Source organism: Lysinibacillus sp. FSL W8-0992 (assembly GCF_038008685.1).
Classification (GTDB): Bacteria; Bacillota; Bacilli; order Bacillales_A; family Planococcaceae; genus Lysinibacillus.
Genome location: NZ_JBBOZQ010000001.1, coordinates 1923801 through 1942119 on the forward strand (window position 1 = coordinate 1923801; position 18319 = coordinate 1942119).

Here is an 18319-nt window from a genome sequence, read left to right on the forward strand (position 1 = left end):
TGTTTCGCTAGTTTGCGAAGCATCTTTTTTGTATTTGTATATGGAGGCTAGCCGTCTGCTGATGGAAAACGTCTAGCCTGCTGAAGCATAAATTGATAAATGCAAGAGATGATAAAGCTTACAGCTAGACCGTATAGAGCACTAAAATAGAGGCCAACAATAATGCCAATCATAATAGAGAGCAATATCGCTAACCAACTATGTTTATGAATCGTTCGCTTCGTAAATAAAAGAATAATGATAAACGGCAACATTGTGATATGGATAAACGCAAAGCTATAAATGACGCCTAAAATAGTTATTTTGATTGATATAAATAGACTAAATAATAGCAGCATTAAGCCTATCAAATAGTAATAATAAGGTCTACGTGTAGTAAAGAAGCGTTTTGTTGCTCGCATTTCTACAAGTAGTGTTGTCACAATTGCTAAAAGCGTAATTACAAGGAAAGCAAATGTAAGCAAACCTGGCTGTACCTCATATAAAAATGTTAGCACTAAAATTTGAAATTGGCCGTATGAGCCACTATACAGTGCAATCATTAAGATTGCTGTAAAGGACAACGTTAATAACGCTAAAACGACACCTGAAGAAAATAGGCTACGGCGTACTTTTTTAGGTTTGATAAAGGCAATCAAATACCAAGTAGACTTATCAAATAACACTTGTCCTAAAATAGCTAATTGGATTACAACATAAAACAACAGAATTTCACTGTTTTTAAAGTAAAATAAATACGGATGGTATAAACGAATTCCTTCATAAACCGTACTGGCTCCATTTTGCACAAAATAAAAAATAGGGATAAATATGAGGAGAGAAAATAACATAATAATAAACAACGTATCTAGCCATAATATCCCCTTTAAAGACATTAATCGGTCCAATAATAGCATGCCAATTAGAAACATTGCTAAAGTAATCGGCACTGGTATATTGAACATAATGGTTGATAATACACTAATGCTAATGAATTGAATAAGCCATATTTCTATGCCTGTTAGTAAGTAAAACAGCCGTACAACTTTTAAGTTCATACCACTTAGTTTGTCCTGCATTTTCATCATTAGAAAACTTTGTTGGTGTTGGCTTTGTGAATAGCCACTTTTATTTAAAAAAGAACCTAGCACGATAAACGAAATGGCTGTTGCTAATGTATAACAAATACCTGCCATAAAACCATAAGAAATAAGTGCGGATGGGGAAGATAATAAAAAATTACCACTAATCCATCTTGCTAATAATATGATGACGCCAGCTGTTGTACTTAAACTTGCAAGCGGTACAAGAAGTGAAAGTTTTTTAAAATACATATTTTTTACTGACCTTTATATTTTTGTGATACTTTGTATTGTCGTGGAGACTGATTATATTTTTTCTTAAAAGCTACACTGAAATAATGCTGACTATTAAAGCCACAGCTTTCTGCAATAGTAGACATACTAGCTTCCATGTTTTCATTCATCTTCTTAATAGCAATTTCTAAGCGATAATTATTAATATACTCGTTAATGCCGATTGATTGCTCCTCTAAAAATTTACGGCTTAAATAGCTTGGATTTAAATGTATTTTTTCAGCTATAATATTGAGCGTAAGTTTTTCGTGATAATTTTCATGAATATAAGAAAGTGCACTTTGAATTGCATCATGGTTGGAGCTCCAAGCCTTATATTTTTCGACAATATCGTTTAATTCACTAGCAATAACAGGCTTTGTTAAATAATCAGTCACTCCGATTCGTAAAGCCTTTTGTGCGTATTCAAAGGTTTGAAATGCAGTGACCATAATAATATCTAATTCATAAAGATTTTTTAATTCCTTGCTTAATGTTATACCATCCTTTCCAGGCATTTGAATATCTAAAAAGGCGATGGTCATACGATGCTTTTTCGCTAATTGTAGTGCTTGAGAAGCATCTAGAGCAGTGTGGAATTTCCAATTTGGAAAATGTGGCTTTAATAAATAAATCATTTGTTCTAATTCTAATGGCTCGTCATCGGCGATTAATATATTCATGTTGCTTCATCCTTTCCTTTAGGATCTACTTTTATTGCTTACGCAGGAACATGAATAGTAACGGTATAAAGTTGCTCCTCGCTAATGGTTGAAAATAAAATATTTTCAAGTCCATATATAAGTTGGAGACGTTTTTGAACATTTTCAAGTCCGTAGCCTTGCTGCAATTCATCTTCGGTATGATTAAGTGCCGTATCGATTGGCTGTGTATTTTTTATTTCAATCAATAAAATGTTGTCCAATTTTTTTATATAAATAGACAGCTCGGCAGGTCCTACATGCTTCTCAAATCCATGTTTAAAGGCATTTTCAATAATCGTTTGAAAAATAAACGGAGGTATTTTTACTGAAAGAGCATCATTATCGATAAATTTGTTTATCGTTAAACGATGCCCGAAGCGTAGCTGCTGAATATTTAAATAGCTTTCAACAAATTGGACCTCATTTTTTAAGGCAATTAAGACATCGTGATCATTATATTTAAATTTAAAAAACGTTGCTAAAGCTTCAATACCCGCAACCAAATCTTCTTTACGATTAATGCGGGCTAGACTTAACAAAGAATTTAAGGCATTAAAAAAGAAGTGTGGCTGTATTTGTTGGTTGAGTTGAAGGATATTCGCACGCTGTAAATCCTGCTCTAGCTCCAAATGTCTTTTTTCTTCTTCAAGACTATCAATCTGTTTTTCAAAAATAAATATAAATGTAAGCAGAAAAGCTCCAATAATTGGAGCAATTACACATAGGAGAATATATATGTTGAATGTTTCTAGTTGTAACATAATGAAAATGACCTCTCCAGTTTTATATAAGTGTAAGTTACATTAAACTAAATTTTCTGCAAAATGGCAAGCTACCTTATGTGTGGCATTTATTTCCCGCAACGCTGGAATTTCAACTTTACATCTGTCGGTTGCAAATGGACAGCGTGTGTGAAAGCTACAACCTGTAGGTGGATTAAGAGGGGATGGAATATCTCCCTTCAAAATAATGCGTTCCTTACGATGCTGCTTGTCGATAATTGGTATAGACGAAAAAAGTGCTTTTGTATAAGGGTGAAGCGGCTGAGAGAAAAGGGAATGCTTGTCGGCTATTTCGACGACTTTTCCGAGATACATTACCATGACACGATCAGATATATGTCGAACGACACTTAAATCATGAGAGATAAATAAAAACGTTAAATCCAAATCGCGTTGTAGTTTTTTAAGTAAATTTAAAATTTGAGCTTGAATGGACACGTCTAAAGCTGAAACCGATTCATCACAAATAATAATTTTTGGATTGACTGCAAGTGCTCTTGCTATACCAATACGTTGTCGTTGCCCGCCAGAAAATTCATGTGGATAGCGCTCGAGATATTCTGGACGTAAACCAACGAGTGACATTAATTCTAGCATACGAGATTCCTGCTGCTCTGGCGGTACAATTTTTTGGATAGACATGGCCTCCGTCAGCATTTTACGAATCGTTCTTCGCGGATTGAGGGAAGCGTAAGGGTCCTGAAAAATAATTTGAATATCTTTTCTTGCCGCTCGCAGTTCTTTTTTGTTCATTTCTACTAAGTTTTTGCCGAACAATAATACTTCACCAGATGTCGGTTCATCCAATCGTAAAATAGCACGACCTGTTGTCGATTTCCCACAGCCCGATTCACCAACGATGCTTAGCGTTTCACCTGGCATAATATTGAAAGAAACACCATCTACAGCTTTTACAACTTGTTGTGAACCAAAAAGTCTTTCTTTTTTCAAGAAAAAATGCTGTTTTAACTCGTTTACTTGTAATAATGGTTGCATATTTTCATTCATTGTCATACCATCATCTCCTCCATCGCTGATTCTCCTTGCCATTGTTCGCTATACATCCAGCATCTTACCTTTTTATCCGATTCTATCGTAATGAGCTCTGGTTGCTGTGCATGACATAGCTCAGTTGCAAATGGACAGCGTTCAGCATAACGACAGCCGTTTGGATAGTGATATGGACTTGGTACAGTGCCGTGAATCGTCGATAGCTCTTCTTGATCTTCATAAAGCTTTGGTAGTGATTGAATTAAGCCATTTGTATAAGGATGAAGAGGCTTTGCAAAAAGGCTATCTGTAGAACCTTCTTCTACTACTTGACCCGCGTACATCACCGCAATTTTATCGCAAATTTCAGCCACTACACCGAGATCATGTGTAATAAAAATAATGCTCATCCCTAATTGTTGTTGCAAGTTTCTAATAATATCGATAATCTGTGCTTGAATCGTCACATCAAGCGCTGTTGTTGGCTCGTCAGCAATTAATACATCTGGTGTACAAGCTAAAGCCATCGCAATCATAATGCGCTGTCGCATCCCGCCACTTAGTTGATAAGGCTCCTGTTTTGCTCTTTTTTCTGGTGCAGGTATGCCGACAAGACGAATCATTTCAACTGCCTGTTGCCATGCTTCTTTGCGCGACAAACCTTGATGTAAGCGTATTGTCTCAGCAATTTGTTCACCAACTGTTAATACGGGGTTTAGGCTCGTCATAGGCTCCTGAAAAATCATCGATATTTTATTGCCTCTTATTTTCCGTAGCTCTTCTTCTGATAATTTCAGTAAATCTGTATTGTTTAGTAGTATTTCACCATTAATGATTTTACCTGGTGGTGAAGGTACTAATCTTAGGAGGGAGAGTGAGGTCATTGATTTTCCGCATCCTGATTCACCAACAATTCCTAACGTTTCTCCTTTATGAAGTGTAAATGACACACCATCTACAGCCTTTGCGACCCCTTCACTGGAATAAAAATATGTTTGTAAGTTTTTTACTTCCAATACCGTATCTCGTTTCATGTTCATGTCCCCCCTAATTTAAATCAATTCGTTTATTAAATATTCTGTATAAAATATCGACAAATAGATTGATAACAACAAATATTAATGAAGCAACTAGTACGCCACCTTGCACAATTGGTATATCTCGAGTACGAATAGCATCAACTATCATTCGGCCAAGGCCGTTCACAGCAAAAACAGATTCTACTAATACTGTTCCACCAAGTAAAGTACCAAACTGTAATCCTACTACTGTTATAACAGGTATTAATGCATTACGTAATGCGTGTTTTAGAATAATAACATAGCCTTTTAAACCTTTTGCTTTTGCTGTACGGATGTAATCTTGATTGACAACTTCAAGCATACTGGAGCGCGTCATACGGGCTACGATGGCAGCACCCCCAGCACCGAGTGTGATGGCTGGCAAAATAATATGTTTTGCACTTTCCCATCCCGCTACAGGCAGCCAATGTAGCTGTACTGAAAATACATACATTAATAAAATTCCAAGCCAAAAGCTTGGCAAAGAAATACCGAGTAGCGCAACAATCATTAATCCAACATCTAAAATAGAATAGGGACGTATTGCTGAAATAATGCCGGCAATAAGACCTAACACAATGGTGATTAAAATGCTGTATATCGCAAGCTCAATTGTAATCGGTAAACGCGCCGTAATTTCCTCAAGAACGGGCTGCTTATTTTTTAAAGAATTCCCCATATCACCATGTAAAAGATTGTTTATATATTCACCGTATTGAACATATAAAGGCTTGTTCAACCCTAAATTCTCGCGTAACTCTTCAACCGTTTCATTGGAAGCACCTTCACCAGCTAATATTAATGCAGGATCACCTGGTATCATCTGCATAATTAAAAATACAACGAGGGTTACACCTAATGTCACAGGGACAATTTGCACAATTCGTTTTAAGATAAATAGTGTCATATCGCTACACTCCTTTAATTTTTCATTCTTGGATCAAGTGCATCGCGCAAACCATCTCCAAATAAGTTAAAGCCAAGTACAAGTATCGAAATCATCAGTCCAGGGAACATCGCCATATATGGAGCAGTAAAAATAAAGTCTCTACCGTTAGAGAGCATTGCTCCCCATTCTGGTGATGGAGGCTGAGCACCTAAACCTAAAAATGATAAGCCAGCTGCAGATAAAATGGCGGTAGCTAAGCGCATAGATGCTTGTACAATAATTGGTGATAAAATATTAGGGAAAACATGCTTCGCTAAAATCGTCACATCGTTCGCACCAAGTGTTCTAACAGCATCAATGTATTCCAATTTTTTAACTTCCATCGTAGAACCACGTACGATACGAGCGAACATAGGTATTGAGAAAAAGCCAACAGCAATTGTAACGTTAATCAGGCTTGGACCTAATGCACTGACAATTGCCAAAGCTAGTAAAATACCAGGGAAAGCTAGCATGATATCTAAAATACGACTAATAATAGAGTCAATCCATCTGCCGTAATAGCCAGCAACAAGCCCTAATAACGTGCCAATCGTTCCACCAAAAAGTACGGCTGAAAAACCAACACCAATTGATAGGCGTGAGCCATATAATATGCGACTAAAAATATCACGGCCTTTATCATCCGTACCCATGAGATGATCCAAACTAGGTGCTTGTAATTTCTGATCCAATTGCACATCGTATGGATCGTAAGGAGCAATGATAGGCCCGATAAGAAACATAATTAAATAAAGAACAATAATAATACCACCTGCAACAGCCGCTTTATTTTTTTTAATTTTGTTGAGAAAACTGATCATATTTTTTTTCCGAGATGCTTTGCGTGCATCCGATAAAATCGAATGATCTATCGTTGTAGTTACTTTCTCCATAATGATTTCTCCTTTTTTTTAGATGTGATATCAATTTATTGAAAAGAGCACAGAAAGTAAATGTTTTAGAAGCTATTAGTCAGAAAATTTAAAAAACAAGTAAAGATTTTAAAAAACAAGTAAATTTTATTTCTTTATAATTCGAAATGTAAGCAACAATTTAACAAGGAGGAGTAATTTATGAAGAGAATGAAAGTGTTTTTATTTTTAGCGCTTATGACTGTCTTTATTTTGCAAGCTTGTTCGACTGCAAGTAATAATAGTACGGAGGGCTCCAAGGAAGGATCTAAAAGTGTTGGAGGGGAACTTATCGTATTAAGAGCTTCAGATGCTACTAGTCTTGACCCGCACTTTATAACGGATATTCCTTCAGCAAATATTATTCATGGTAAAGTCTATGAAACGTTAGTAGCTTTTGATAGAGATCGAAAAATTGTTCCGTTACTAGCAAAATCATGGGAGCAAAAGGACGAGTTAACGTGGACATTTACTTTAAATGAAGGCATTAAGTTTCATGATGGTGAAGAGTTTAATGCAGAGGCTGTAAAAGCGACATTCAATCGAATTTTAGATCCAGCGACAGGTTCACCACAACGCGATAAGCTATCTATGATTAGCGAAGTTGTTGTTGATGATACGTATGTTGTGACATTAAAATTAAAAAATCCTTATGCACCGCTTCTTTCTATTTTAGCGAGCCAAGAAGGTAGCATTATTAGCCCGAAAGCAATTAGTGAATCAGCAGATCAGCTTGCGACAAATCCAGTGGGTACGGGTCCATTTATTTTTGAGTCGTGGAAATCTGGTCAAGCAATTACATTAAATACAAATAAGGATTATTGGGGTACTGTACCGAAGATTGATAAAGTGACATTTAAAATTGTACCTGAAGATTCAACACGTTTAGCTATGATTGAAAGCGGTGAAGCGCATATTGCCGACCAAGTCCCTGTGACGGATATTGCCAGAATTGAAAATTCTTCAACGATGAATTTATTCCGCACAGAAGGACTTGCCGTTGAGTTTATCGGTTTTAATGTAAAAGATTCATTATTATCAAATGTCAAAGTACGTCAGGCTATTAGCTATGCAGTTGACCGCGAGGCAATTATTAGTGGAATTTATAATAATGTAGGTACACTTGCAAATTCAGCAATGAGTCCGAAGGTTATTGGTTATTCAAGTGAAACGAAGGCATATGATTATGATGTTGTAAAGGCGAAGCAACTGTTAAAAGAGGCAGGAATTAAAGAAGGCACTAAAATCAAATTACTGACAAGTGATCGCAAAGAACGCATTAATATGGCTGAGGTTGTGCAATCTCAATTAAAAGGGATTGGCTTAGATGTTGAAATTCAAGTAATGGAATACGGTGCATTTATTTCAGAAATTACGAAAGAACAGCATCAAATATTTATTAGTGGCTGGGGTAATGCTACGGGTGACGCTGATTATAACCAATACAATCTGTTCCATACAGCTTCAATGGGCGCACCAGGAAATCACTTCTATTATAGTAATCCAGAAATTGATAAGTTAATAGAAGAAGGACGTACTGAATCAGACCAAGCTACTCGTAATGAAATCTACAAAAAAGCGATGCAATTAGAGCTAGATGAAGCGGTATATATTCCTGTTCGAAATTACGAGCATTTAGCAGTTTATAGTAATGGAGTAAAGGGCTTTTGGTTAGATGCATCAAATTACACAATGGTTAGCGGAGTAGAAATTGTCCAGTAAGTACATTCGTTGTACCTGTTTAGTGAAACAAACATCAAAATACTAATTAGGAGAGTAAACTATGAGCACACTATTGCTAAAAAATGTGAGACTGGAAGAAGCTTTTGAACATGAAAAAGAGCACATTGTTGCAACTCGTACTGCAATTTATGATGTCCTAATTGAAGATGGACATGTAAAAAAGGTAGATAAAAATATAGTTGTGACCGAAGATATTGAGGTGTTGGATGCACAACATCAATTATTAGTACCTTCCTTCCGCGAAATGCATATTCATATCGATAAAACGTATTTTGGTGGTGAATGGCAAGCGCCTAGACCAATAACAAAAGGAATATTAACACGTATTGAGGAAGAGCAGACACTTTTACCGAAGCAATTGCCGACGGCAGCTTATCGTGCCGAGGAGATGGTGAAATGGCTTATTGCACAGGGGCATACACATATTCGTTCCCATTGTAATGTTGATCCACAAATTGGCACAAAGCATATCGAAATTACAAAGCAAGTGTTAGAAAAATATAAGGAACAAATTACGTATGATATTGTTGCTTTTCCACAGCATGGTCTTCTTCGTTCAAATGTAGAAGGGTTAATCCGAGAGGCAATGACAATGGGGGCAACGTTAGTTGGAGGTGTTGATCCATCGATTGTTGATCGCAATATTGAAAAATCACTCCAAACAACAATGCAAATTGCACAAGATTATAACACTGGCATCGATATTCATATTCATACAGCCAATACATTGGGAGAATTTGAGTTTTATAAACTGATTGATTTGACAAAGCAGGCCAAAAAAGAGGGACAAGTGACAATTAGTCATGCGATGGCACTGGCTGATTTAGCGCAGCCACAACTAGAAAATCTTGTACAAGCAATGGCTTCTGTCCAAATGGATGTGACAACAACGGTACCAATTGCTATTAATCGTTCAACAATTCCGATTCCATATTTATATGAAAAAGGGGTTAAGGTTTCAGTAGGGCATGATAGTTTAACAGATCATTGGTCCCCATATGGCACAGGCAACACAATTACAAAATTAAATGTTATGGCTGAAAGATTCCGTTTCATGGATGAATATTCTTTAAGTCGTGCATGGAAATATGCTTCTGGCGGTATAACACCTTTGAACGATGAGGGTGAGCGTGTATGGCCAAAGGCTGGTGATGTTGCTAATATGCTGCTAGTAGATGGCGTTAGTACGGCACATGTTGTAGCTAGAAGATGTCCAATCTCTACAGTCATTTCACAAGGCAAAATTATTCACCAGCAGGAAGTAGGAGAGTTGAAAGGAGAATTCAGATGAAGCAGTGGCTTACAAACGTTCTACTTGAAACAGGCGAGTATATAAAAGATAATAATACAGTTGGTACAAAGGTTGAGCTTTTCAACATTGAAATTACGGAAGGTTTAATTTCGCAAATTATTCCAGCAACACAAGCAATCGATGCGTCGCAAAACGCTACAGATATGAAGGGCAAGCTCCTTTTACCTGCTTTTAAGGAAATGCATAATCATTTAGATAAAACCTATTTATCATTACCTTGGAAGGCAGTAATACCATCAAAAAATTTAAAAGATCGATTGGAGCAAGAAGCAAGGGAGCTACCTATTTTAGCGCATACAGGAAAGCAGCGTGCTGTTTCAATGATTGAAAAAATTATTAACAACGGAACGAATCATATACGTACCCATGTAAATATTGATCCGTATATAGGGTTAAAAAACTTAGAGGGTGTATTAGCAGCGTTAGATGATTATAAAGATATTGTGACAGCCGAGGTAATCGCTTTTCCGCAGCACGGCTTACTAAGAGATAATGTGCCACAGTTACTACGTGAAGCATTACGCAACGGTGCTACAATGATTGGTGGACTTGATCCGGCTGGAATCGATAATACTATTGAGCGTTCTCTATACGAAACAATGGATATTGCCCATGAATTTAATGTCGATGTTGATATTCATTTACATGATGGCGGTCACGTTGGCTACTATACAATAGATAAGTGGCTTGATATAGTCGAAGAGACAAATTACCAAGGCAGAACAGCTATAAGTCATGCCTTTGCATTAGGTGATGTTTCTATTATGGAGCAACATAATATTGCAAATCGTCTTGCACAGCAACAGGTGAAAATCATGTCTACAGTGCCATATAATATCAACCGTGTGATGCCACCAATCGATTTACTGTCAGAGCATGGAGTCGATGTGCATTTTGGTTGTGATGGATTTTTTGATTCATGGAGCCCATATGGTTCTGGAGATATTTTAGAAAAAGTAACTACTTTTGCAGACATTTCTCGAAAACTAGATGAACGTTCCATACGTCAAACATTGAAATACATTACAAATGGTATTACGCCATTAGATACAAATGGTCAGAAAGTTTGGCCAAATATTAACGATGAAGCAAGTTTCGTATTTTTTGACGCAGTTTCAAGCGCCGAAGTCATTGCAAGAAGACCTTTAGATCGTACTGTCATGTCTAAAGGAAAATTTATTCGTTAAACATAATTGGAGAGGCATACTGAAATTGTGCCGTGCTAATAATAAAATTATCCCCCTTAAATAATTTTATATAGACGAAAATCCACTTACATTCCTATGCTGAAGTATCGCTTTCATGGTGAAAGCGATACTGGCAAAGGAAGGCGAAGCGGTTTTTTTAATTTGTAGCAAATGTTTTATCAGTGGGGTTCAAACTCCGGCTGAATCAAGAAAAAAATCTCGCCGTAATTGCGCAGAGATGTAAATGATTATTTTTCATGTGAGAAGGAGCAATAAATGAAACAACTAACAACATACATGATTTTATTTAGCTGTGTATTTTTTTGGGCTAGTAACTTTATTATTGGCGCTATTTTAATTCATCATTGGGATCCTATAGTGATTTCCATTTACAGACTGATTGTAATTGTTCTATTTTTAGGGTGTATAAGTTGGCGATTTATCATCCATTTATCCGTTACGCGCCGCGATATTTTATTATTAATTGTAGCTGGCATTTTAGGTGTTGCGATTAATCACTATAGTTTTTATGCAAGTCTTCAGCATACTACTCCAATAACAGCAGCTCTCATTTTAGCTTGTGCACCGATTGTTACGTCGTTACTTAATAAAATAATCTATAAAGAATATCGAAATAGTATTTTTTGGATTGGTGCTATTATTTCAATAGTTGGCGTTTCAATGATTATTACAAAAGGAGCATTTATCGGCATTTCAATCGGTAAAGGTGAAATTTTAAGCTTGATTACGATGTTAAGTTTTGCACTTTTCCTAATTATTGTAAATGACCTTAGCGCAAGAATTTCTGCGGCGGCTATTACTTTTTATACAAACTTGATTGGTCTAATTGTTCTCATGCCATTCGGAGCATCTATAGTAGCCCAAAAGAATATGCAAGTGGCATTTCCATATTGGTTACTGCTAATTATTTCAGCTATCGTTATTCATGGAATTAGTAATTTAATGTGGAATAGAAAAATGAAAGAAATAGGGTCGACAAATGCATCGCTTTTGTTAAATTTTGAACCAGCTATCGCGATGATTCTAAGTGCTATTATTTTAAATCAGCTGCCAACTAGCATCCAAATTTACGGTTCTTTGTTGATTCTATTAGGAATAATCCTTTGTATTTACTATAAAGAAATAAAGGGGTTAGTTTATAAATAAGAGGGCTATTGCTATCGTTGATTTCCGCTACGGGCGGGCGCTTTCCGCGGGCACAACGTAAGCCACAGGAGTCTACATGGATTTTTACATGGTAAGTCATAAAACACACGACTATCTTTGTAAATTGTTTGAGTGCCTGGTACCTCTCTTAGATTCCTAGCATAAAACCGGCTCCTAAAGCGTAAAAATTCACTGCGCTTTCCGCGGGCACACACGTAAGCCGCAACCCTCGCTAACGCGCGGTTTGTTGCGTCTTACGTTCTGTGCGTTCCCGCAGGAGTCTACGTGGATTTTTACTCGGAAATTAATAAAATACCCTACTAGCAGTGCTAGAGTTAAAAATTGTTTGAGTGCCTGGCACTAAGCGTATTCTAAATAAGAACTATTGCCACCGTTGATTTCCACTACGGGCGGGCGCTTTCCGCGGGCACATCGTAAGCCAGAGGAAGTCTACATGGATTTTTACTTGGTAAGTCATAAAACATCCTGGTAAATTGTTTGAGTGCCTGGCACCTCTCTTAGATTCCTAGCATAATACCGGCTCCTAAAGCGTAAAAATCCACTGCGATTTCCGCGGGCACATACGTAAGTCACAACCGTTCGCTAACCGCGGTGTGTTGCGTCTTACGTTCTGTGCGTTCCCGCAGGAGTCTACATGGATTTTTACTTGTTAAGTCATAAAACATCCTGGTAAATTGTTTGAGTGCCTGGCACCTCTCTTAGATTCCTAGCATAATACCGGCTCCTAAAGCGTAAAAATTCACTGCGCTTTCCGCGGGCACACACGTAAGCCGCAACCCTCGCTAACGCGCGGTTTGTTGCGTCTTACGTTCTGTGCGTTCCCGCAGGAGTCTACGTGGATTTTTTCTTGGAATTTGAGTGCCTGGTACTTTTGTAGGTACATGGCACTAAAATTACTGTGTATCTTTTTTATGCAATGTGTAATTTAGAAACAGTATATATATTATAGGAAGGAAAACGGTTGTGATGGCGATACCCAACCAATTAAAATGTAGCCATATCGGACTGAGTAACGTACTTCCACAAGCAACACCAATATAATAAGAAACGAGATACAGGCTTGCCGCACTGCCTTTTTGGTGGATAGCTGTACGACTAACGGTTGCTGATGTTAAGGCATGGGCGGTGAAAAAGCCTAAACATGCAATGCAAAGTCCCACAATTACGATAATGAGTGAATCGTTTAATGTTAGGATTATTCCACTAACTAATAAAAACACGCCATATGTTCGAACGCGATTAATGCCTTTTTTTTCTGCAAGTGAGCTGGCAATAGGTGATCCGACGATACCTAAGCTATACGCTAAAAAAATAAATGAAATCATTTTTAATGATAGCGAAAAGGGCGGCTCTATTAAGTAATACGGAATGAAGGACCACATACCACTAAAGGATGTTTGGAGTACAATGCCTAGTCCGAACAAGATAAGCAGTTTTGGATTTTTTAGATGGAGCCAAAAGCCTTGTAAATCTTTTGAAATCGTACGATTGTTGACAGTAAAATTTCTTGATTTCGGAAGTGTAAGCAACACCATTATAAAAATTGCTATACCTAACAAAGCTAGTGAACTAAACGCTGTCTCCCAAGAATAGTGTTCAGTTACATAGCCCATTAACAAACGGCCAATCGTTCCTCCTAGCGCATTACATGAAATATAGAGAGAGGTAGCAAATCCCATTGACTGGCTATCAATCTCTTCGCTAATATAGGCGAGTGCCGCAGCAGGAACACCAGCAATAGCAAAGCCTTGAATAAAGCGTAATAGTATAATGGTTACAAAAGAATCAGTTAATGGCATAAATAGAAAAGGAATGACAGTCAGAATGATTGATAGTCTTATAAAAAGAATTCTTCCATGTCGATCCGATAAAAACCCTAAAACAATTAATCCGATAATAACCGATATCGTCGTAATCGAAACTGCAAGGCTAGCAAATGAAACTGAGACATGAAACTGTTCTGTAAAAAAGGGGAGCAATGGTTGAACTGAATACATCGCGGCAAAAACAAAAACCGATGCTCCTCCTAAACTAATAATAATCTGCCAAAATTGACGATCTTGAATGGAATACCCCTTTGTGCCACTGTCCATAAGGAAGCCCTTACTTCATTTGCTCTGGTAACCAAAGCGACAATTGTGGAAGTACAACTACGATAGCTAAGAACACAATCATTAAAATAATAAATGGAATAACCCCTTTGACAACTTCTCCGAGTTTTTCCTTCGCAATACCACTTACCACGAAAAGATTCAGACCTACTGGAGGTGTAATCATACCTAGTTCCATATTGATTGTCATAATAATTGCAAAGTGAATAAGGTTGATATCGAAGTGGACAAGAATTGGTAGCAATATTGGTAATGTAATTAAAATAATTGAAACGGCTTCTAAGAACATACCCATAATAAAGAATAAAACATTCACGACAATCATGAAAATCCATTTATTTAAATCACTCTCTGCAATCCAAGCACCAACTTGCTGAGGAACTTGTGCGTTCGTTAAATATAAACCGAATAGTGAAGCTGCACCGATAATTAAGAAAATCATCGCTGTAATATTAATGGACTCTACTAATACTTCACGAAAGTCTTTTAACTTCATTTCACGATAAATGAATAGTGATACTAATAAACCATAAAATACGGCAATAACTGCTGACTCAGTAGGTGTTACAACACCAGAATAGATAGTTCCTAAAATTAAGAACGGTAAGAAACCACCCCAAATGGCTTTTAATGATTTACGGCCACGTTCTTCCCAAGAGGCAGGCTCATCTCCTTTGAAACCATTGCGCTTTGCATAGAAGATAGCAGCAACAATCAAAATGCCTGTTAACGCAAGACCAGGAATAACACCAGCCATGAACAATTCACCAATGGATTGTTCGGATGTAATACCATAAATGATTAACGGAACACTTGGAGGTATTAAAATTCCTAGCGTACCACCAGCTGCAACAAGCCCCATTGAGTATCGCTTTTTATAGCCTGCAGAAATCATCGCAGGAACCATAATTGAACCGATTGCAGCGGCTGTTGCAGGTGAAGAACCTGAAATCGCTGCGAAAATAGCACAGGCAACGATTGTTACGACTGCAAGTCCTCCAGGCAGGTGACCAATCCAAGCACGTAATGCCTCTATTAAATATTTAGAAATTCCACCACGTGCCATGAGCACACCAGCAAGAACGAATCCTGGAATGGCCATCATCGGGAATGAATCTAGCGCTGTAAAAATTCGCTGTGGAATCATATTCATATTAAAGTCGATTTGGAAGAACACTAAAATCGTTGAAAGTGCTAAGCTAACTGCGACAGGTACACGTAAAAATAATAAAACAAAGAAACTAAGTAAGAGGATTAGCATATTCTTCGTCCTTTCCTCGTATAATATTGACTAATCTTTCTACGAATCTTAGTAAAAATAAAACGCCTGAAATCGGTAGTACTAAGTAGACAACCCACATTGGAATGCCGATATCAAGTGATACCATACCTGATGTATAGCGATTCTCAACTAATACAAATCCAAAGTACGTATAAATTAAACAAAATACGATACTTAAACTTGTTGCGACTAAATCTAAAATGCGTTTATTTGATGGTTTTAATTTATCGTATAAAATATCTACTTGGATGTGCTGATTGTGACGAAGTGCTAAACCGAAGCCAAGAAACGTTCCCCAAATAATTGCGTAACGTGCTAATTCTTCTACCCAAGCTTGAGGTTCGTTAAAAATATAACGCATCATTACACCGTAGAAGATTAGTGCAATACCAGCTACGAAAAAGAATCCAGCAAGAATTTCCTCTAAATAGCCCCATACTTTATGTAAAACATTCATCCTGATGCCTCCTTAAAATATAAGATGATAAGATTTTTCTCCTATAAAGTAAAACGGGATTGTAAGCGATTTACTTTAAGAAAAAGAGTGAGTGTCGATTACTTATCGACACTCAGTCTAAAGAACTTATTTCAAATCACGAATACCATTAATTAATTCTTCCGTAATAGCTTTACCGAACTCTTCGTAAACTGGCTCAAGCTCAGCTTTAATAGCGTCTTTTTGAGCAGATGTTAATTCAATCACTTCAATACCAGAGTTCTTAATGTTTTCAAACGATTTTGCGTTTTCTTCAGCAGCTAATTCCCATGCTAAAGTTGTAGCTTCAGCTAAAGAATCCTCAACTGCTTTCAATAAATCAACAGGGATTTTTTCCCAGAATGGTTTGTTAACAAAGATTGCATAGTCAAGACGACCGTGTTCAGATACTGAGAAGTACTTTTGAACTTCTTGGTATTTTTGTGTATCGAAGTTGTTGAATGTGTTTTCTTGTCCATCAACTGTTCCTTGTTGAAGAGCAGCATATGTCTCACCGAATGAAATCGTAGCTGAGCCAGCATGTAAAGCTTTAAATTGTGCTTCAAGTACTTTACCTGCCTGTGCACGGAATTTTAAACCTTTAAAATCTTCAACATTGACAAGCGGATGTTTGTTATTTGAAAAATGTTTAAAGCCATTTTCCCAGAATACTAAACCTTTAATATCATTTGCTGCTAATTGATCTGATTCAAGAATTGTCTTTGCTACATCAGATTCAAAGAACTTGCGAGCATGCTCTTCATCTTCAAAAAGGTAAGGCATGTCCACGTACTGCCAACGAGGGTCAATTTTCACCATTTTTGTAACAGATGGTGCAATCATATGTACGTTTCCAGATACTAAAGCATCAAGCTCGTCATTATCGCCATATAATTGAGATGATGGATAAACTTCAACTTTTACTTTACCATCTGTTTTCTCATCCACTAATTTTGCAAAAGCTTCAGAAGCTTTCCCTTTAACACTATCAATTGATGTTACGTGAGAAAATTTTATAACAAGTGGTTTTTCTTTTGTATAGCCACCATCTCCATCAGCTGCTGGAGCAGAAGCTGCTTCTTTTTTATCGCCACTACATGCAGCTAATGCAAGCATAAGCACAGTTATAAGTGACATTAAAAGCCATTTTTTCAATTCAAATCCCCCTTAAAGTTTTGATTATAGTTAAAAGGATCCCCTTTAAACCCAAGTTAGTGACGTGATTGGTTTTTTGGCAGCGCAAGTATGTATTTCTTGCTATAACTTTTGGCGTAATAATCATAGACTGGTTCAAATGCTGACTCCCATTTCTTAACATCCTCATCCGTGAAATAATGAATATTGATGCAATTACAAGCTTCCATTTCTTGCAAACGTTCTGCTGTAAGATTTTCTGCAAGTTGCCATTCCCATTCCTGTACCTCTGCAAGTGTATCGATAAGCAATGTTTGAACATCCTTCGGTAAGGACTGCCAAAATTCATTGTTCATGAGTAGTAAATAACCTAAATAACCATGATTACTAATTGTTAAGTAGTCTTGTAGGGAATGTAGATTTTTACTAGTAATATTCGTGAGTGTATTTTCTTGTCCATCTACATTTCCTTTTTGTAATTGATGGAAAACGGTATTGAAATCTATTCTCTTTGGGTAGGCGCCAACACTAGAAAACTGCTCTGCTAAAATATCACTTGGCATAATACGCATGCGTAAGTTTTTCAAGTCAGTGATATCATGAATAGGGCGGATACTATTACTAAACTGTTTAAACCCGCTATCCCAAACTCCGATTGAAAACAGATTATGGTCATTTAATTTCTTCATTAAAGATTGACCAACATCACTATCAACGTATGTATGCACTTCTTCTGCATTTTTAAATGCATAGGGTAAGTCCATAACTGACCACTCAGGTACGAGCGTTGTAATTTTTGAAATAGCTGGTGCGATCATTTGAATATCTCCACGTAAAAGTGCATTCATTTCTTCACCGTCTTTATAAAGAACCCCATTTGGAAAGACCTGAATTTCTACATGACCGTTACTGCGCTGCTTAATAAGTTCGGCAAATTTGATTGCCGCCATTCCTTTTGGTGTGTTTTCACCAACTACATGTGAAAATCGAATGACAATTTGTTCTTCATGACTTAACTGCTCATTATCAGTAGGAAAATCTTGTTGCTGACAGGAAACTAACAGAACTGTCAGTAAAATGAGAACGCTAACAAATTGCTTGTTAATATGATTGCGCCACATACAAATTCACCTCTAATCTATTTAAGATGTGAACGCTTCTTATTCTATTGTAA

16 protein-coding genes are annotated in these 18319 nt (G+C 37.0%); 4 read left to right on the forward strand and 12 right to left on the reverse strand.

The features are described 5' to 3' along the window. Positions 1-47: 47 nt before the first annotated feature. The 7 genes from NSQ74_RS09595 to nikC are packed head-to-tail and all read right to left on the reverse strand — an operon-like array spanning position 48 to position 6695. Positions 48-1313, reverse strand: a complete 1266-nt coding sequence (locus tag NSQ74_RS09595; RefSeq protein ID WP_340822936.1) for a permease — start codon at positions 1311-1313, stop codon at positions 48-50. A 5-nt stretch (positions 1314-1318) separates the two neighbouring features. Next, positions 1319-2017, reverse strand: a complete 699-nt coding sequence (locus tag NSQ74_RS09600; RefSeq protein WP_340822937.1) for a response regulator transcription factor — start codon at positions 2015-2017, stop codon at positions 1319-1321. 38 nt (positions 2018-2055) lie between these two features. Continuing rightward, a complete protein-coding gene (locus tag NSQ74_RS09605; RefSeq protein WP_340822939.1) occupies positions 2056-2799 on the reverse strand; it encodes a sensor histidine kinase in 744 nt (247 codons plus the stop codon). 42 nt (positions 2800-2841) lie between these two features. Then, positions 2842-3834 carry an ABC transporter ATP-binding protein gene (locus tag NSQ74_RS09610; protein WP_340822941.1) on the reverse strand — a complete coding sequence of 331 codons (993 nt, stop codon included), beginning with the start codon at positions 3832-3834 and terminating at the stop codon, positions 2842-2844. After that, positions 3831-4844 (reverse strand): ABC transporter ATP-binding protein, encoded by a 1014-nt coding sequence (locus NSQ74_RS09615; RefSeq protein WP_340822943.1) that lies wholly within the window; start codon positions 4842-4844, stop codon positions 3831-3833. The genes NSQ74_RS09610 and NSQ74_RS09615 overlap by 4 nt, the downstream gene beginning before the upstream one ends. Before the next feature lie 13 nt (positions 4845-4857). Continuing rightward, entirely contained in the window at positions 4858-5778 is a 921-nt protein-coding gene (gene nikB / locus NSQ74_RS09620) for a nickel ABC transporter permease (RefSeq protein ID WP_340822945.1), read from the reverse strand. 14 nt (positions 5779-5792) lie between these two features. After that, positions 5793-6695, reverse strand: a complete 903-nt coding sequence (gene nikC / locus NSQ74_RS09625) for a nickel transporter permease (RefSeq protein WP_340822946.1) — start codon at positions 6693-6695, stop codon at positions 5793-5795. 180 nt (positions 6696-6875) lie between these two features. Between nikC and NSQ74_RS09630 the strand changes: the two genes are divergently transcribed. The 4 genes from NSQ74_RS09630 to NSQ74_RS09645 all read left to right on the forward strand — a co-directional run bounded on the left by NSQ74_RS09630 (position 6876) and on the right by NSQ74_RS09645 (position 12122). Then, complete coding sequence (locus NSQ74_RS09630) at positions 6876-8435, forward strand: glutathione ABC transporter substrate-binding protein (RefSeq protein ID WP_340822948.1); 1560 nt, start codon at positions 6876-6878, stop codon at positions 8433-8435. A gap of 61 nt (positions 8436-8496) precedes the next feature. Beyond that, the gene (locus NSQ74_RS09635; protein WP_340822950.1) at positions 8497-9747 is read left to right on the forward strand and encodes an amidohydrolase family protein; all 1251 of its coding nucleotides are present in this window, start codon (positions 8497-8499) and stop codon (positions 9745-9747) included. Beyond that, positions 9744-10955, forward strand: coding sequence for an amidohydrolase (locus NSQ74_RS09640; RefSeq protein ID WP_340822952.1), 1212 nt, complete (start codon positions 9744-9746; stop codon positions 10953-10955). Before NSQ74_RS09635 ends, NSQ74_RS09640 begins: the two co-directional genes overlap by 4 nt. Before the next feature lie 276 nt (positions 10956-11231). Further along, entirely contained in the window at positions 11232-12122 is an 891-nt protein-coding gene (locus NSQ74_RS09645; protein ID WP_340822954.1) for a DMT family transporter, read from the forward strand. 914 nt (positions 12123-13036) lie between these two features. On the opposite strand, the gene NSQ74_RS09650 is transcribed toward NSQ74_RS09645, so the two are convergent. From NSQ74_RS09650 to NSQ74_RS09670, 5 genes are all read right to left on the reverse strand, one after another. Continuing rightward, positions 13037-14236: an MFS transporter gene (locus NSQ74_RS09650; protein ID WP_340822955.1), complete on the reverse strand. Its 1200-nt coding sequence runs from the start codon at positions 14234-14236 to the stop codon at positions 13037-13039. A gap of 10 nt (positions 14237-14246) precedes the next feature. Further along, the gene (locus NSQ74_RS09655) at positions 14247-15515 is read right to left on the reverse strand and encodes a TRAP transporter large permease (RefSeq protein ID WP_340822957.1); all 1269 of its coding nucleotides are present in this window, start codon (positions 15513-15515) and stop codon (positions 14247-14249) included. Further along, complete coding sequence (locus NSQ74_RS09660) at positions 15496-15993, reverse strand: TRAP transporter small permease (RefSeq protein WP_340822959.1); 498 nt, start codon at positions 15991-15993, stop codon at positions 15496-15498. Before NSQ74_RS09660 ends, NSQ74_RS09655 begins: the two co-directional genes overlap by 20 nt. A gap of 126 nt (positions 15994-16119) precedes the next feature. After that, a complete protein-coding gene (locus tag NSQ74_RS09665; protein ID WP_340822961.1) occupies positions 16120-17166 on the reverse strand; it encodes a DctP family TRAP transporter solute-binding subunit in 1047 nt (348 codons plus the stop codon). A 56-nt stretch (positions 17167-17222) separates the two neighbouring features. Further along, positions 17223-18266 (reverse strand): DctP family TRAP transporter solute-binding subunit, encoded by a 1044-nt coding sequence (locus NSQ74_RS09670; RefSeq protein ID WP_340822964.1) that lies wholly within the window; start codon positions 18264-18266, stop codon positions 17223-17225. Positions 18267-18319: the final 53 nt, after the last annotated feature.

Excerpts from the sequence above, each read along its gene's own strand:
- NSQ74_RS09595 (WP_340822936.1), bottom strand. The coding sequence starts at position 1,313 with ATGTATTTTAAAAAACTTTCACTTCTTGTACCGCTTGCAAGTTTAAGT.
- NSQ74_RS09600 (WP_340822937.1), bottom strand. The coding sequence starts at position 2,017 with ATGAATATATTAATCGCCGATGACGAGCCATTAGAATTAGAACAAATG.
- NSQ74_RS09605 (WP_340822939.1), bottom strand. The coding sequence starts at position 2,799 with ATGTTACAACTAGAAACATTCAACATATATATTCTCCTATGTGTAATT.
- NSQ74_RS09610 (WP_340822941.1), bottom strand. The coding sequence starts at position 3,834 with ATGACAATGAATGAAAATATGCAACCATTATTACAAGTAAACGAGTTA.
- NSQ74_RS09615 (WP_340822943.1), bottom strand. The coding sequence starts at position 4,844 with ATGAAACGAGATACGGTATTGGAAGTAAAAAACTTACAAACATATTTT.
- nikB (WP_340822945.1), bottom strand. The coding sequence starts at position 5,778 with ATGACACTATTTATCTTAAAACGAATTGTGCAAATTGTCCCTGTGACA.
- nikC (WP_340822946.1), bottom strand. The coding sequence starts at position 6,695 with ATGGAGAAAGTAACTACAACGATAGATCATTCGATTTTATCGGATGCA.
- NSQ74_RS09630 (WP_340822948.1), top strand. The coding sequence starts at position 6,876 with ATGAAGAGAATGAAAGTGTTTTTATTTTTAGCGCTTATGACTGTCTTT.
- NSQ74_RS09635 (WP_340822950.1), top strand. The coding sequence starts at position 8,497 with ATGAGCACACTATTGCTAAAAAATGTGAGACTGGAAGAAGCTTTTGAA.
- NSQ74_RS09640 (WP_340822952.1), top strand. The coding sequence starts at position 9,744 with ATGAAGCAGTGGCTTACAAACGTTCTACTTGAAACAGGCGAGTATATA.
- NSQ74_RS09645 (WP_340822954.1), top strand. The coding sequence starts at position 11,232 with ATGAAACAACTAACAACATACATGATTTTATTTAGCTGTGTATTTTTT.
- NSQ74_RS09650 (WP_340822955.1), bottom strand. The coding sequence starts at position 14,236 with ATGGACAGTGGCACAAAGGGGTATTCCATTCAAGATCGTCAATTTTGG.
- NSQ74_RS09655 (WP_340822957.1), bottom strand. The coding sequence starts at position 15,515 with ATGCTAATCCTCTTACTTAGTTTCTTTGTTTTATTATTTTTACGTGTA.
- NSQ74_RS09660 (WP_340822959.1), bottom strand. The coding sequence starts at position 15,993 with ATGAATGTTTTACATAAAGTATGGGGCTATTTAGAGGAAATTCTTGCT.
- NSQ74_RS09670 (WP_340822964.1), bottom strand. The coding sequence starts at position 18,266 with ATGTGGCGCAATCATATTAACAAGCAATTTGTTAGCGTTCTCATTTTA.